Below are 15,501 nucleotides of genomic sequence, written 5' to 3' on the forward strand. Positions count from 1 at the left end.
CGAACCTCTGGGACCCGACGTTGATGACCGGCCACGCGCCGGCCGGGCCACCGCGCCTGCGCAACTTCGTGGGCGGCGAGTTCGTCGACGCGGGGTCGACGTTCACCAAGGTCAGCCCGGTGACCGGGGAGCCGGTCTTCGAGGTGGCGGAGGCGTCGCGGTCCACCGTGGACGACGCGGTGGTCGCCGCCCGTGCGGCGCTGCGCGGGCCGTGGGGCCGGATGGGCGAGCGCGAGCGTGCCGAGGTGCTCCGGCGGGTCGCCGACGAGCTGGAACGCCGCTTCGACGACCTGGTCACCGCCGAGGTCGCCGACACCGGAAAGTCCATCGCCCAGGCCCGTACGCTGGACATCCCGCGCGGCGCGGCGAACTTCCGGGCGTTCGCCGAGATCGTGGCGACCGCACCCACCGAGTCGTTCACCACGGTCACCCCGACCGGTGGCCGGGCCCTCAACTACGCGGTCCGCAAGCCGGTCGGCGTGGTCGCGGTCATCGTGCCGTGGAACCTGCCGCTGCTGCTGCTCACCTGGAAGGTCGCCCCGGCGCTGGCCTGCGGCAACGCCGTGGTGGTCAAGCCCAGCGAGGAGACACCCGCCTCGGCGACGGTGCTGGCCGAGGTGATGGCCGCCGCCGGCGTGCCCGAGGGCGTGTTCAACCTCGTGCACGGCTTCGGTCCGGACTCGGCGGGGGAGTTCCTGACCCGCCACCCGGGCGTGGACGCGATCACCTTCACGGGCGAGTCGGCCACCGGCGGCGCGATCATGCGGGCCGCCGCCGACGGGGTGAAGGCCGTCAGCTTCGAGTTGGGCGGCAAGAACGCCGGCCTGGTCTTCGCCGACGCCGACCTGGACGCGGCGGTCGCCGGCTCGGTGCGGTCCAGCTTCACCAACGGCGGTCAGGTGTGCCTCTGCACCGAGCGCATCTACGTGCAGCGGCCGGTCTTCGAGGAGTTCACCGCCCGGCTGGCGAAGCGGGCCGGCGAGCTGACGTACGGCTGGCCGACCGACGAGGCCACCGCCACCATGCCGCTCATCTCCCCGCAGCACCGGGCCAAGGTGCTCGGGGCGTACGAGCTGGCCCGGTCCGAGGGCGCCGAGGTGCTGACCGGCGGCGGTACGCCCACCTTCGGCGACGCCCGCGACGGCGGCTCGTACGTGCAGCCGACGGTGCTCGCCGGGCTGGGCGCGGACGCCCGCACCAACCGGGAGGAGATCTTCGGCCCGGTCGTGCACGTCGCGCCGTTCGACACCGAGGACGAGGCGTACGCCCTGGCCAACGGCACCGACTACGGCCTGGCGGCGACGGTGTGGACCCGGGACGTCGGTGTCGCGCACCGGGCCGGGGCGCGGCTGGACGCCGGCATCGTCTGGGTCAACACCTGGTTCCTGCGGGATCTGCGAACCCCGTTCGGCGGGGTGAAGGCGTCCGGCATCGGTCGGGAGGGCGGCGTGCACTCGCTGGACTTCTACTCCGAACTCACAAACGTCTGCGTGGACCTGTCGTGACCGGGGGAGTGAACGTGGAAGCCGACATTGAGGCCGCCAACCGGGAACTGGCCGAGGCCCGTAGCAGCGGCAAGCCGTGCCCGCCGCTGCGCGGCCGGTTGCTGCCGGAGGGGGACGTGGAGTCCGCGTACCGCGTGCAGCAGCTCCAGACGCGGGCCTGGCAGGGCCGGGGCGAGCGCCGCGTGGGCGCGAAGATCGGGCTGACGTCCCGGGCGGTGCAGGAGACCTTCGGGGTGTTCCAGCCGGACTTCGGGATGCTGACCGACGAGATGGCCGTCGGCGACGGGGTCGAGGTGCCCATCGACCGGCTGCTCCAGCCGCGGGTCGAGGCGGAGGTCGCGTTCGTGCTCGGCGGGGACCTCACCGACGAGCGGATCACCACGGTCGACCTGATCCGCGCGGTCGATCACCTGCTGCCCGCCATCGAGATTGTCGACTCACGGGTCGCCGGCTGGGACATCTCCATCGTGGACACGATCGCCGACAACGCCTCCAGCGGGCTGTTCGTGCTGGGCACCACGCCCCGGCGGCTCGCCGACGTCGACCTGCGACTGTGCGGGATGGTGCTGGAGCACGCCGGTGAGCCGGTCTCGGTGGGCGCGGGCGCGGCCTGCCTGGGGAACCCGCTGCACGCCCTGCACTGGCTGGCCATCACCCTCGCTCGGGCCGGTGACCCGCTGCGGGCCGGGGACGTGGTGCTCTCCGGGGCGCTCGGCCCGATGGTCCCGGTCACCCCCGGGGCCGCGTACGAGGCCCGGATCTCCGGGCTCGGCTCGGTACGCACCTGCTTCAGCAAGGAGGCTGCCGCATGACCACCGGAGTGGCGGTGCTGGGATCGGGAAACATCGGCACCGACCTGATGATCAAGGTTCTTCGGCTCAGTAGCGAGCTGCGGATGGTGGCGATGGCGGGCATCGACCCGGCCTCCGACGGCCTGGCGCGGGCCCGCCGCCTCGGCGTCGCCACCACCGCCGACGGCGTGGACGGCCTCGTCGCGCTGCCCGAGTTCGCCGACGTCGAACTGGTCTTCGACGCCACCTCGGCCGGCGCGCACCGCCGCCACGACGAGGTGCTGCGGTCGCACGGCCGCACGGTGGTCGACCTGACCCCGGCCGCGATCGGCCCGTACGTGGTGCCGCCGGTCAACCTCGACGAGCACCTGCACGAGCCGAACGTCAACATGGTGACCTGCGGCGGCCAGGCGACCGTGCCGATCGTCGCCGCCGTCGGTCGGGTCACCCCGGTGGCGTACGGCGAGATCGTCGCGTCGATCGCCTCGAAGTCCGCGGGGCCGGGCACCCGGGCCAACATCGACGAGTTCACCGAGACCACGGCGCGAGCCATCGAGGTGGTCGGCGGCGCCGAGCGGGGCAAGGCCATCATCGTGCTGAACCCGGCGGACCCGCCGCTGCTGATGCGGGACACCGTCTACTGCGTCTGCCCGGACGCGGACGCCGACCGCGCCGCCATCGCCGCCTCGATCAGCGACATGGTGGCGACGGTGCAGGAGTACGTCCCCGGCTACCGGCTCAAGCAGGACGTGCAGTTCGACCGGGTGCGGGCGTACCTGCCGTCGCTCGGACGACAGCTCACCGCCCTGCAGGTGTCGGTCTTCCTGGAGGTCTCCGGCGCGGGTCACTACCTCCCGGCGTACGCCGGGAACCTGGACATCATGACGTCGGCCGCGCTGCGGACCGCCGAGCGGCTGGTGGCCCTGCGCGCGACGGGAGCGGTGGCATGACCGACCTGTACATCCAGGACGTGACCCTGCGCGACGGCATGCACGCCATCGCCCACCGCTACACCGTCGAGCAGGTGCGCACGATCGCCGCCGCGCTGGACGCCGCCGGGGTGGCCGCCATCGAGGTCGCGCACGGCGACGGGCTCGCCGGGTCCAGCGTCAACTACGGCCACGGCGCGGCCAGCGACGCCGAGTGGATCTCCGCGGCCGCCGAGGTGCTGACCACCGCGAAGCTGACCACCCTGCTGCTGCCCGGCATCGGCACCATCGCCGACCTGAAGGCCGCCCAGGCGCTCGGGGTGACGAGCGTCCGGATCGCCACCCACTGCACCGAGGCGGACATCTCCGCCCAGCACATCTCCTGGGCCCGGGAGAACGGCATGGACGTGGCCGGGTTCCTGATGATGTCGCACATGAACGATCCGGCCGGGCTGGCCGGGCAGGCCAAACTCATGGAGTCGTACGGGGCGCACTGCGTCTACGTCACCGACTCCGGCGGCCGGCTGCTGATGTCCGACGTGGCGCAGCGGGTCGACGCGTACCGGCAGGTCCTCGACCCGGAGACGCAGATCGGCATCCACGCGCACCACAACCTGTCCCTCGGGGTGGCGAACAGCGTGCTCGCCGTGGAGCACGGCCGGGTCCTCGGGTCCGCGCCGGCCGGCGCCGACGCGCCGCACGGCCGGACCGTTCGGGTGGACGCGTCGCTCGCCGGGATGGGCGCGGGCGCCGGCAACGCGCCGCTGGAGGTCTTCGTCGCGGTCGCCGAACTGCACGGCTGGAAGCACGGCTGTGACGTGTTCGCGCTGATGGACGCCGCCGACGACATCGTCCGCCCGTTGCAGGACCGGCCCGTCCAGGTGGACCGGGAGACGCTCTCCCTCGGGTACGCCGGGGTCTACTCCAGCTTCCTGCGGCACGCCGAGCGGGCCTCGGCGAAGTACGGCGTGGACGTGCGCTCGATCCTGGTCGAGTTGGGCCGGCGTCGGATGGTCGGCGGCCAGGAGGACATGATCGTCGACGTGGCACTCGACCTGGCCGGCAAGGAGCAGCAATCATGATCGGACCGGACATCGCCGGGATCGCCGAGAAGTTGGGCGCGGCAGCGACCACCGCCACCCCGATCCCGCAGCTCGCCGCCGAGACCGGCCTCGACGTGGACGCCGCGTACGCCGTGCAGGCCGCGCTCGCGCAGCGCCGGATCGACGCCGGCGAGCGGCTGGTCGGGCTGAAGATGGGGCTCACCAGCAAGGCGAAGATGGCCCAGGTCGGCGTGGACGAGGTGATCTGGGGACGGCTCACCGACGCGATGCGGGTGCCCGACGGCGGCGCGGTCGACCCGACCGCGTACATCCATCCCCGGGTCGAACCGGAGGTGGCGTTCCTGCTGGACCGGCTGCCCGAGCCGGGTGAGCCGGTCGGCGACTTCGCCACGGCGGTGCGCGCGGTCGCTCCGGCCATCGAGCTGATCGACTCCCGGTACGCGGACTTCCGCTTCTCGCTGCCGGACGTCATCGCGGACAACACCTCGGCCGCCGCGTTCGTGATCGGCCCGTGGTCCCCGGTGCCGGCGGGCCTGGACAACCTGGGCGTGCTGCTGGAGGTCGACGGCCGGGTGGCCCAGGTCGGCTCGACGGCGGCGATCCTCGGCGATCCGCGCCGCGCGCTCGACGAGGGCATCCGACTGGCGGGCCGGCACGGGGTGCGACTGGAGTCGGGCTGGGTGTTCCTGGCCGGCGCGGCCACCGCCGCCGTCCCGCTGCGCTCGGGCGCGCACGTCCGCGCGGTCGTCGAGAAGCTCGGCACGGCGTCCCTGCGGGCGTCGTCGTGAGCGGGGTCGTCGTCGCCGGCAAGGCCGTTCCGCGGGGGGCCTTTCCGCACGTCAAGGTCGCCCGTGGGTTCGTCTTCGTCTCCGGTACGTCGTCCCGACGGCCGGACAACAGCTTCGCCGGTGTCGAGGTGGACGAGTTCGGCACCACGAGCCTCGACATCCGGGTGCAGACCCGGGCGGTCATCGAGAACATCGGCGACCTGCTGCGATCGGTCGGCGCGGACCTCACCGACCTCGTCCAGGTGACGTCGTACCTGGTCAACATGAACGACTTCGGTGGCTACAACGAGGTGTGGGCGGAGTTCTTCGACGCGTCCGGGCCGACCCGTACGACGGTGGCGGTGCACCAGTTGCCGCACCCGCACCTGCTCATCGAGATCCAGGCCGTGGCCCTTCTTCCCTCGGGAGGTCAGTCGTGAGTGAGATCGCCGAGCCGTTCAGCTTTCCGGGCTGGATCGCGGAGAACCAGCACCTGCTGAAGCCGCCGGTGGGCAACAAGGAGATGTTCCCCGGCGGGGACGACTTCATCGTGATGGTGGTGGGCGGGCCCAACCAGCGCACCGACTTCCACGTGGACCCGTACGAGGAGTTCTTCTACCAGGTCAAGGGCAACATGCACATCAACCTGATGACCCCGCAGGGGCCGCGTACGGTGCACGTGCGCGAAGGTCAGATGTGGATGCTGCCGCGCAACACCCCGCACTCGCCGCAGCGGCCGGAGGCCGGCTCGATCGGTGTGGTCGTGGAGCGGGTCCGCGAGGAGGGCACGCTGGAGACGTTCCAGTGGTACTGCCCGGAGTGCGGGCACAAGGTGCACGAGGTGGAGTTGCAGGTCCGCGACATCGCGGCCGACCTGCCGCCGGTGTTCCAGGCGTTCTACGCGGACGAGTCGGCGCGTACCTGCGCGAACTGCGGCACCCTGCACCCGGGCAAGGGCTGATGCCCGCTGGTGTGGTCGACGTGCACACGCACGTCGTACCGAAGGGGTGGCCGGACCTAGGCGTGGCGTGCGGCGGGTCCGGCTGGCCCTGGTTGCGGGTGGACTCCGAGCGCGCCGCCATGATCATGGTGGGGGAGACGGAGTTCCGCCCGATCGGCGCCGAGTGCTGGAACGCGTCGCGCCGACTCGCCGACATGGACGCCGATGGCGTCGCCGTGCAGGTGGTGTCGCCGACGCCGGTCTTCTTCAGCTACGACCGCCCGGCCGACCAGGCGGTGAAGGTCGCCCGGATCTTCAACGACCTGACCCTGGAGGTCACCGCGGCCGGTGGCGACCGGCTGGTGCCGTTCTGTCAGGTGCCCCTTCAGGACCCGGACGCCGCCTGCGCCGAGCTGGACCGCAGCCTGGCCGCCGGGCACGTGGGCGTGGAGATCGGCAACCACGTGGGCGACCGGGACCTGGACGACGCCGGGGTGGTCACCTTCCTGCAGCACTGCGCCGAGGTGGGCGCCCCGGTCTTCGTCCACCCCTGGGACATGCCGGGCAGCCCTCGGCTGGACCGCTGGATGGCCCGCTGGCTCACCGGGATGCCCGCCGAGACGCACCTGTCGGTGCTGGCGATGATCCTGGGCGGCGTCTTCGACCGGGTGCCGGAGGCGCTGCGGATCTGCTTCGCGCACGGCGGGGGCAGCTTCCCGTTCTGGCTCGGCCGCGCCGACAACGCCTGGCACCGCCGTGGCGACCTGGTCCGGGGCGCGTCCGCCGCCCCGCCGAGCAGCTACGTCGACCGGTTCAGCGTCGACTCGGTGGTCTTCGCGCCGCCGGCGCTGCGGTTGCTGGTCGACACGCTGGGGGAGGACCGGGTGCTGGTCGGCAGCGACTACCCGTACCCGCTGGGGGAGCGGCCCGTCGGCGCGGTGGTCGACGCGGCCGACTTCCTCACCGATGCCCAGCGCGACAAGCTCCGGTCCACCAACGCCCTGCGCTTCCTGCACGGCTGAGCACGGCTCACGCCGCCGGCTCGACACGCCATTCGTCGGTGGGGCGTCCGATGGTCGCCCGCGCGTGTCGGCTGCGCGAAGTGCTGACGGGCGGCAGGATGGCGTAATGGCCGAGCCGCACGACCTGACCGCGCTGGAACAGGCCGCCGCCATCGCCCGCGGCGAGTTGTCCAGCGTCGAGCTGGTCGAGCACTCCCTGCGCCGGGTGGCGGCGCTCGGCGACACCGTGGGCGCGTTCGTCACCGTCACGCCGGACCTCGCCCGGCAGGCCGCGCGCGCCGCCGACGCGGTGCCCATCGAGGCGCGCGGCCCGCTGCACGGCGTACCGACCGCCATCAAGGACCTCACCCTCACCGCCGGGGTACGCACCACCTTCGGCTCGGCCGCCTTCGCCGACTTCGTCCCGCCGGTCGACGCCGACGTGGTCCGGTTCATCAAGGCCGCCGGCCTCGTCAGTCTCGGTAAGACGACCACCTCGGAGCTGGGCTGCTCGCTCTACTCGGAGGGCCGCGTCGCGCCACCGGCCCGCAATCCGTGGCAGTTGGCGTACACCGCCGGTGGTTCCAGTGGCGGCGCGGCGGCGGCGGTCGCGGCCGGCCTCGTGCCGGTGGCCCAGGGTTCCGACGGCGGCGGCTCGCTGCGCATCCCGGCGTCACTCTGCGGCCTGGTCGGCTACAAGCCCAGCCGTGGCCTGGTCTCCGGCGGGCCGCTCGGCTCCGGCGCGTTCGGTCTGCCCACCAGCGGGCCGATCGGGCGGACGGTGGCCGACATCGCCGCGCTGCTCGACGTCATGGCCGTCCCGGTGCCCGGCGAGCCGTACCTGTCGCCGCCCGCGCCGCCCGGCGGATACCTGGCCGCCGCCCGTCGGGCCGAGCCCGGCCGCCTGCGGATCGGCCGGTTCACCACGCCGATGCTCGCCGACGAGCCGGTGCACCCCGACTGCGTCGCGGCCGTCGACTCCGCCGCCGCGCTGCTCGCCGCCGCCGGCCACGAGGTGGTCGAGGTGTCGCCGCCGCTCACGCCGGCGGTGTGGCCGCTGTTCGAGATCATCTGGTACGTCCTGGCGCTCGCCCCAGTCCCGGCGCACCGCGAGTCGGAGCTGCTGCCGCTGACCCGGCTGCTCCGCGCCCGGGGCGCCGAGGTGTCCGCGGGGACACTGTCCGCGACCCTCGGCGAACTACAGGCGCAGGTACGCCTCGGCGCGGCCCGAACCGCCGACTGCGACCTCCTGCTCTGCCCCACCCTGGCCGCCCCGCAGGCGCCCGTCGGCTGGTTCACCGCCGACGGCGATCCGGCGGCCGATTTCGACCGGCAGCGCCGCTTCTCGCCCTACTGCGCCATCTTCAACGTCACCGGCGCCCCCTCGGTCTCCCTGCCCCTGGGCACCACGACCACCGACGGGCTGCCCGTCGGGGTGCTGCTCACCGGCCGGTACGGCGACGACGCGCGGCTCATCGCTACCGCTGCGCAACTGGAGCACGCCAGTGACGGGTGGGATCGGCACCCCGCAATCTGGCGGGCCGTCGACTCCGCTAACGTGAATGGCGACGGAGTTGGCCGGTTGCCATCATGATCGTCCATCCGACCCGCTTGTTCGAGGTCCTTCTTCCGCCTGGGGGCGTTGGGATTGTCTGTTACCGAGACGGTGCTGATCTTCGCCGGCATCCCGTTGGCGGCAGTGCTGGTGATCGCCGGCCTGTCGTACGCCGGTAGCCGTGGGGGTGCCACCGGCGGTGGTGGTGGCGCCAAGCGCTACCGGCCGGGCCGGCCCTTCGACTTCACTCCGGTCTGGTTCCTGGGCCGCCCGGAGCAGCTGGCCGACTCGGCCGGCACCGCGCTGACGGCGGGCGCGCAGGCGCCCGCGCTGACCAGCCACAAGCTAGAGCAGGCCAGCGTCGAGGCGCCGGCCGGTGGAACCGGAGGCGCAAGTGACCGTTGGTGAGAAGCAGACCGAGACGGAGAATCCGCCCGAGGTGCTCGACGGGCCCTTCTCGACCCGTCAGCTGCTGCGCATCGACGAGGCCCTGCGCCTGGCCGACAAGGGCACCGGCCTGGTCTTCTCGGTGTTCGTCGGCGGCCTCGACGAGCCGATCCGCGAGCACGCCCAGCGGCTGCACCGCCAGCTCGCCGACCCGGACAAGTCGGTGCTGATCGCCCTGTCGCCCAACCAGCGGCAGCTGGAGATCGTCACCGGGCGGCACGCGCGCAAGCGCATCCCCGACACGTACGCCAAGCTGGCCGCGCTCTCGATGGTCGGCGCGTTCAGCGGCGGCGACCTGGCCGGCGGCATCATCAACGGGCTCGACCAGCTCGCCAGCCACGCCGGCAAGGGCTGATCCCTCCCTCGTACGACGAAGCCCGACCCGCCGCACGGTGGGTCGGGCTTCGACGTGTCGCGGGTTGTCTCAGCGCGGCCAGGAGGACGGGTCCGGGCCGGCGCGGGTTCGCACCCACGCCGGCCCGGGCCGCGTACTCGCTGGGTCAGCTCTGCTGGGCGTCCTTCGCGCGGGCCTTGAGCGCCCGCAGCACGCCGTCACGACCCTCGGCGACCAGGCGACGCAGCGGGCCCGGGTTGCCGTCCCCGGCCAGCCACGCGTCGGTGGCCGCCACCGTGTCGTCGTCCACCAGGTACGTCGGGTACGCGAGCTGGGCGAACTCCTGCGCCGGCTCGCTGTCCCGGCTGGCCCACACCTGCCCGACCGCGGCGAAGTACCGCTCCCGGTACGGGGTGACCAGCTCCACCTGCGCCGGGTGGGCCAGGCCCTGCAACAGCGCCCGGTTCCGCCAGTTCGGCAGCGCGTCCGGGCCGGTCAGCAGCGCCCACACGGCCGCCTTGTTCTCCGCCGTCGGCACCAGCGCGTGCGCGTACGCGGCCTCCCGCTCGCCGCTGGCCGTACGGTCGCCGGCCAGCTCCGCCTCGACCTCCGCCGCGCCGGCCGCGCCGTTGGCCACCAGCGCGCCGAGCACCGTCCAGCGCAGCTCGGTGTCCACGGTCAGACCTTCCGGCGCTCCGGTGCCGTCCAGCCAGCCGCGCAACGTGGCCAGGTCCTCGTCGGAGCGGGCGGCCGAGGTGAACGCCCGGGCCCAGGCGAGCTGGAAGCCGCTGCCCGGCTCGGCGGCGGCGAGCGCGTCCTTCGCCGTGCGGGCCAGTCCCGCCCAGCCGGTGGCCGCCCAGGCGGGGTCGGCGTAGAGGGTCAGCGCGGTGGTGGCCTGGCGCAGGGTGGCGGTGACCAGGTTGATGTCGGTCTCGGCGGGTAGCCCGGCCAGCACCAGCGCCACGTAGTCGCGGGTCGCCAGCTCGGCGTCGCGGGTCATGTCCCACGCGGCCGTCCAGCACAGCGCGCGGGCCAGCGACGAGTCGAAGCCGCCGATGTGCTGCACCACCGTGGCCATCGACCGGTCGTCCAGGCGCAGCTTGGTGTAGCTCAGGTCATCGTCGTTGAGCAGCAGCACGTCGGCCGCCCGGAGGCCACGCAGCTCGGCGAGGTCGGTCCGCTCACCGGTCACGTCCACCTCGTACCGTTCGCGGCGGACCAACCGGCCGTCGGCCAGGTCGTACAGGCCCACGCCGATCCGGTGGGTGCGCAGCGTCGGGTACGCCGTCGGCGCCTCCTGCCGGACGATTACCTGCTCGTACGTGCCGTCGGCGCCGATGGTCACCTCCGGGCGCAGCGTGTTCACCTGCGCGGTCTCCAGCCACTGTGCCGCGAACTTGCGCAGCTCCCGGCCCGAGGCCGCCTCCAACTCGGTGAGCAGGTCGTCGAAGGTGGCGTTGCCCCACGCGTGCTTGCCGAAGTACGCCCGCAGCCCGGCCACGAACGGCTCCTCGCCCACGTACGCGACGAGCTGCTTGAGCACGCTCGCGCCCTTGGCGTAGGTGATGCCGTCGAAGTTGACCTCGACGGCCTCCATGTCCGGCATCTCGGTGTAGACCGGGTGGGTGGAGGAGAGCTGGTCCTGTCGGTAACCCCAGTTCTTGCGGATCGACAGGAACGTCGTCCACGCCTCGGTGAACCGGGTGGCGTTGGTGTTGCACCAGTGGCTGGCCCACTCGGCGAACGACTCGTTCAGCCACAGGTCGTTCCACCAGCGCATGGTGACCAGGTCACCGAACCACATGTGCGCCAGCTCGTGCAGGATCGTGTTGGCCCGCTGCTCGTACTCGTAGTCGGTGACCTGCGAGCGGTACAGGTAGTGCGACTCGGCGTGCGTGACGCAGCCGAAGTTCTCCATCGCGCCGGCGTTGAAGTCGGGCACCCACAGCTGGTCGTACTTCGGCAGCGGGTAGCGCACGCCGAACTTCTCGTGGAAGAAGTCGAAGCCCTGCTTGGTGATGAGGAACAGGTCGTCGGAGTCCAGGTAGCGCGACATGGACGCCCGGCAGAACACGCCCAGGTCGATGCCGTCGTGGCTGTCGCGCACCTCGTGGTACGGGCCGGCGCACAGCGCGGTGATGTACGTGCTCATCCGGGGCGACTCGGTGAAGTGGAGGGTCTTGAGGTCCTCGCCGGCCGGCTCCTCGCTCTGCACCGGCATGTTGGACACGACCCGCCAGTGCGCCGGGACCGTCGCGTGCCAGGTGTAGACGCTCTTGAGGTCGGGCTGGTCGAAGCAGGCGAACACCCGCTGCGCGTCGGCCGTCTCGAACTGGCTGTAGAGGTACGTCTCGCCGTCGACCGGGTCGACCGTGCGGTGCAGCCCCTGCCCGCTGTTGGAGTAGGCGAAGTCCGCGTCGACGACCAGGGTGTTGTCGCCGGCCAGCCCGGTCAGGGTCAGGCCCTTCTCGGCCGACCAGTCGGACAGGTCCACCGGGTCGCCGTTCAGCGTGGCGGACCGCACCGACTCGGCGGCCAACTCGATGAACGTGCTCGCCCCCGGCTCGGCGCAACGGAACCTGACCTCGGTCGTCGACCGGAAGGTGCGGCCGTCGGCGGCCAGCACGGCGGTCGCCAGGTCCAGCCTGATGTCGTACCCGGTCACCTCAAGCAGGCGGGCCCGCTCGGTCGCCTCGACCTGCGTCAGGTTACGCACTCCCGGCACTGTTCGTCTCCATCCCACGTCTCGCCGTACGCCCGGCGGCGCCCGTCTGCCGACCGCTCGTGACGTTCGGCCCGGTCCGAGTCTTCCACGTACGGCCTGCCATCGGTGGTCGAGGTCACGCTCTCATTCGGGTGCCGGTCCATGCTTCGCGGGGTGAGTATCGAGGCGAGACGCCGGACTGCCGGCGCCACCCGTCGCGAAGGGACCTCACCGTGACCGATCGTGTCACCGCCGACATGTGGTTCGACCCAATCTGTCCGTGGGCGTGGATCACCTCCCGCTGGCTGCTGGAGGTCGAGCAGGTCCGCGAAGTGGACATCCGCTACCACGTGATGAGCCTTTCGGTGCTGAACGAGGGCCGGGACCTGTCCGAGCAGTACCGGGAACTGATGGACAACGGCTGGGGCCCCGTGCGGGTGTGCATCGCCGCCGAGCAGCGCTACGGCTCGGACGTGCTGCGCAAGCTCTACACCGCGCTGGGCACCCGCATCCACCTCGGTAAGGAGCAGCTCGGGCCGGAGTTGTTCGTCGCCGCGCTGACCGAGGCCGGCCTGGACCCGGCGCTGGCCGCCGCCGCCGACAGCACCGAGTACGACGAGGCGCTGCGGGCCAGCCACGAGGCTGGCATGCGCCCCGTCGGGCAGGACGTCGGCACCCCGGTCGTCCACGCGCCCGGCCCGGACGGCAGTCCGGTCGCGTTCTTCGGCCCGGTGATCACGCCGCGTCCCAAGGGCGAGGCCGCCGGTCGGCTCTGGGACGGCGTCCTCCTGGTCGCCGGCACCCCGGGCTTCTACGAGCTCAAGCGCACCCGCGAGCAGTCCCCGATCTTCGACTGACCACGACCGTCACCTGCCCCCGTCCGGACTCCTTCGGTTGTCCGGGCGGGGGTTCGTCGCGCCGGAGGCCCGGTGCGGCTGCGGGGGCCGGAAACGCTCACAGCGTCACCGCTGGGCGGGGGACGTCGTTTCCCTCGGTGTCCGCGCAGTGGCCCCGCAGGGCCGCACACCGCAGCTCGTGGAGGCAGTCCCGATGGCCAAGCACCGTGCGTCCGGTGACGATCAGCTGACCCGGCAGGGGGTGATCGAGACTCCCGGCGCGGCGTACTGGTCGGTCGACGGTTCCCGCTGGCCGACGGTCCGCCCCGACCTTCCCGCCGACGTGGCGGACCTGCTCGCGCCGCCCATCGTGGTCGGCGTGGCCCGGGTGCCGGTCACCTCGCGCCTGACACCCGCGCGGGCCGCGCTGGCGACGCCCGCACCGGTGGACCCGGCGCCCTCGACGTTGGAACCGGTCGTCGCGACGTTGGAACCGGTCGTGGCGGCGTTGGAACCGGTCGCTGTGGTGGCGGCCGCGCCGGCCGAACCGGCTCCGCCCCCGCCGGCGCCCACCGCGCCGCGCCCCGTGCCCACTCCGCCGCTGAACCCGCGGCCCGTTCCGGCGCCGCCGCCCGAGCGTCCCGTGCCGGGGCCGCCCGCCTCGCCTCGCCGCAACGCGGTCACCGGTCCGGTCGGGGGCGGTCGGCGCGGCAACGCCGGACCGGTCGTCGCGGGGCGACACCGCCGGCACAACGGCGCGTCCGGCCGCGCCGGCTGACCGCACGCCGGCGGATGGGCGCTTTCATCTGGTGGACGCCGCGCGGGTCCCCGTCGTCCGGTCCGGCGACGCCGGTAGCGTCAGTGGGCATGACGGTCGTGCATCCGATCACCCGGGCCTGGATCACCACTGGCGGCACCGGCGCGCAGAACTACGACGAGTTCGCCGACGACGCGGAGATCACCGCGATCATCGAGGCGAACCCGCACAGTGCCCTCGGCATCGAGATGCCGCACCGCGCTCCGGACAGCCTGGGGACGTCGTTCCTCGACGCGCTGCCGGCCTCGGTGGCCCGACTCGCCGAGGCCAAGGCCGACGGCAGCTACACACCCGCCGAGCAGGTGGTCGTGCTGTACCGGATCAGCGCCCCGGGCGAGGAACCGGCGTACGGGCTGTTCGCGATGGTGGACACCGACCAGATCTCCACCAGCGCCGACGAGCCGGGCCTGGTCATCCGCAACGAGGACGTGTTCATCGCCAAGGTGCGCGAGCGCGTGGCGCTGGCCGAGGCGTTGGGTCACCTGCTCTCACCCGTACTCCTGCTGCAGACCGGAAGTGGCGACGAGCTGCACGCCGCGCTCGCGGCGGCGACCGACGCGGCCGGGGCGCCGGCCGCGACCGACACCGACCAGGCGGGCCGCACCCACGCCATCTGGCTGCTCGGCCCCGGCCCGGAGCAGGACGCGCTGACCGCCCTGGCGGGCGGCGGTGAGCTGGTCGTCGCCGACGGCAACCACCGCAGCTTGGCCGCCCAGAGCGGTGGGCTGTCGCGCTTCCTGGCCGTGGTGACCACCCCGGCGTCGGTGGCCATCCAGCCGTACAACCGGCTGGTCAGCGAGCTGACCACCACGCCGGCCGAGCTGCTCGACCGGTTGCGCGCGGCGGGGGCCGAGGTCGAGCCGATCGACGGCCCGGTCGAGGTCCCGACGGCCGGCGGCACCGTCCACCTCCGGCTGGCCGACCAGGGGTACGCGGTGCGCCTGCCCGCCACCGCCGACGCCCGCCTGGAAAACCTGGATCACGCCCTGGTCGAGCGGCTGCTGCTGCGCGACGCCCTGGGTCTGGACCCGGGCGACAAGCGGATCACCTACGTGGGCGGGGACTACCCGGCGAGCTGGCTCACCGGAGAGGTCGACGCCGGGCGTGCCGAGCTGGCCGTCCTCATCGCGCCGGTGACCGTGGCGGACTTCGTCGCGGTGAATCTGGCCCGGGAGAAGATGCCCCGCAAGAGCACCTGGTTCACCCCGAAGGCGCGCGGTGGCCTGGTGGTCGCCGAGCTGCCCCGCTGAGCGCGTACCGCCCGACCGTGTGACGTACCCGCCTCCAGAGCGCCGCCCCTGCGTCGCTCTGGAGCGCGGCCTGACAGACTGCCCGGTATGCGCGTCTACCTGGGATCCGACCACGCCGGTTTCGAGTTGAAGGTGCACCTGGCCAACCACCTGGCCAAGCAGGGGTACGACGTGGTCGACGTCGGCCCGCACAGCTACGACCCGGACGACGACTACCCGACGTTCTGCCTGCACACCGGTGACCGGGTGGTCGCCGATGAGACCTCCCTCGGGGTCGTCATCGGCGGGTCCGGCAACGGTGAGCAGATCGCCGCGAACAAGGTCGCCGGGGTTCGTGCCGCCCTGGCCTGGAGTGTCGAGACGGCTCAGCTCGCCCGGCAGCACAACGACGCGAACGTCGTCGCGGTGGGCGCCCGTCAGCACACGCTGGACGAGGCCACGGGCATCGTCGAGGCGTTCCTGAACACGCCGTTCTCCGGAAACGAGCGGCACGCCCGCCGGATCACCCAGGTCGCCGAGTACGAGCAGACCCGGGAACTGCCCGACCTGCCCTGACCCTGC

General features: G+C 72.7%; 16 protein-coding genes. 15 read left to right on the top strand and 1 reads right to left on the bottom strand.

Annotation, left to right across the window (positions count from 1 at the left end):
• Positions 1-23 precede the first annotated feature (23 nt).
• The 11 genes from AB0B55_RS27620 (at position 24) to AB0B55_RS27670 (ending at position 9,354) form a co-directional block, all read left to right on the top strand.
• The gene (locus tag AB0B55_RS27620; protein ID WP_357174820.1) at positions 24-1,505 is read left to right on the top strand and encodes a 2-hydroxymuconic semialdehyde dehydrogenase; all 1,482 of its coding nucleotides are present in this window, start codon (positions 24-26) and stop codon (positions 1,503-1,505) included.
• A gap of 14 nt (positions 1,506-1,519) precedes the next feature.
• Positions 1,520-2,317 (top strand): fumarylacetoacetate hydrolase family protein, encoded by a 798-nt coding sequence (locus tag AB0B55_RS27625; RefSeq protein WP_357174767.1) that lies wholly within the window; start codon positions 1,520-1,522, stop codon positions 2,315-2,317.
• The gene (locus AB0B55_RS27630; protein ID WP_357174770.1) at positions 2,314-3,246 is read left to right on the top strand and encodes an acetaldehyde dehydrogenase (acetylating); all 933 of its coding nucleotides are present in this window, start codon (positions 2,314-2,316) and stop codon (positions 3,244-3,246) included. Before AB0B55_RS27625 ends, AB0B55_RS27630 begins: the two co-directional genes overlap by 4 nt.
• Entirely contained in the window at positions 3,243-4,307 is a 1,065-nt protein-coding gene (dmpG, locus tag AB0B55_RS27635; RefSeq protein ID WP_357174773.1) for a 4-hydroxy-2-oxovalerate aldolase, read from the top strand. Before AB0B55_RS27630 ends, dmpG begins: the two co-directional genes overlap by 4 nt.
• Positions 4,304-5,077, top strand: coding sequence for a fumarylacetoacetate hydrolase family protein (locus AB0B55_RS27640; RefSeq protein ID WP_357174776.1), 774 nt, complete (start codon positions 4,304-4,306; stop codon positions 5,075-5,077). The genes dmpG and AB0B55_RS27640 overlap by 4 nt, the downstream gene beginning before the upstream one ends.
• Positions 5,074-5,496, top strand: a complete 423-nt coding sequence (locus AB0B55_RS27645; RefSeq protein WP_357174779.1) for a RidA family protein — start codon at positions 5,074-5,076, stop codon at positions 5,494-5,496. The genes AB0B55_RS27640 and AB0B55_RS27645 overlap by 4 nt, the downstream gene beginning before the upstream one ends.
• Complete coding sequence (locus tag AB0B55_RS27650; RefSeq protein WP_355052291.1) at positions 5,493-6,017, top strand: 3-hydroxyanthranilate 3,4-dioxygenase; 525 nt, start codon at positions 5,493-5,495, stop codon at positions 6,015-6,017. Before AB0B55_RS27645 ends, AB0B55_RS27650 begins: the two co-directional genes overlap by 4 nt.
• Positions 6,017-7,018: an amidohydrolase family protein gene (locus AB0B55_RS27655; protein ID WP_357174783.1), complete on the top strand. Its 1,002-nt coding sequence runs from the start codon at positions 6,017-6,019 to the stop codon at positions 7,016-7,018. Before AB0B55_RS27650 ends, AB0B55_RS27655 begins: the two co-directional genes overlap by 1 nt.
• Before the next feature lie 106 nt (positions 7,019-7,124).
• The gene (locus AB0B55_RS27660) at positions 7,125-8,591 is read left to right on the top strand and encodes an amidase (RefSeq protein ID WP_357174786.1); all 1,467 of its coding nucleotides are present in this window, start codon (positions 7,125-7,127) and stop codon (positions 8,589-8,591) included.
• 72 nt (positions 8,592-8,663) lie between these two features.
• Complete coding sequence (locus AB0B55_RS27665) at positions 8,664-8,960, top strand: hypothetical protein (protein WP_357133681.1); 297 nt, start codon at positions 8,664-8,666, stop codon at positions 8,958-8,960.
• Complete coding sequence (locus AB0B55_RS27670) at positions 8,947-9,354, top strand: DUF5130 family protein (RefSeq protein ID WP_357174789.1); 408 nt, start codon at positions 8,947-8,949, stop codon at positions 9,352-9,354. The genes AB0B55_RS27665 and AB0B55_RS27670 overlap by 14 nt, the downstream gene beginning before the upstream one ends.
• Positions 9,355-9,499: 145 nt before the next feature.
• Here the strand turns inward: AB0B55_RS27670 and pepN are convergent, their stop codons facing one another.
• Positions 9,500-12,049, bottom strand: a complete 2,550-nt coding sequence (pepN, locus tag AB0B55_RS27675) for an aminopeptidase N (protein ID WP_357133564.1) — start codon at positions 12,047-12,049, stop codon at positions 9,500-9,502.
• A gap of 221 nt (positions 12,050-12,270) precedes the next feature.
• Between pepN and AB0B55_RS27680 the strand changes: the two genes are divergently transcribed.
• From AB0B55_RS27680 to AB0B55_RS27695, 4 genes are all read left to right on the top strand, one after another.
• Positions 12,271-12,894, top strand: coding sequence for a disulfide bond formation protein DsbA (locus AB0B55_RS27680; protein ID WP_357133562.1), 624 nt, complete (start codon positions 12,271-12,273; stop codon positions 12,892-12,894).
• Between the two features lie 193 nt (positions 12,895-13,087).
• Positions 13,088-13,651, top strand: a complete 564-nt coding sequence (locus AB0B55_RS27685) for a hypothetical protein (RefSeq protein WP_357133560.1) — start codon at positions 13,088-13,090, stop codon at positions 13,649-13,651.
• An 89-nt stretch (positions 13,652-13,740) separates the two neighbouring features.
• Positions 13,741-14,940, top strand: coding sequence for a DUF1015 family protein (locus tag AB0B55_RS27690; protein ID WP_357133558.1), 1,200 nt, complete (start codon positions 13,741-13,743; stop codon positions 14,938-14,940).
• Positions 14,941-15,027: 87 nt separating this feature from the next.
• Positions 15,028-15,495 (top strand): ribose-5-phosphate isomerase, encoded by a 468-nt coding sequence (locus AB0B55_RS27695; RefSeq protein WP_357133556.1) that lies wholly within the window; start codon positions 15,028-15,030, stop codon positions 15,493-15,495.
• Positions 15,496-15,501: the final 6 nt, after the last annotated feature.

The organism is Micromonospora sp. NPDC049107 (assembly GCF_040648595.1).
Lineage (GTDB): Bacteria > Actinomycetota > Actinomycetes > Mycobacteriales > Micromonosporaceae > Micromonospora.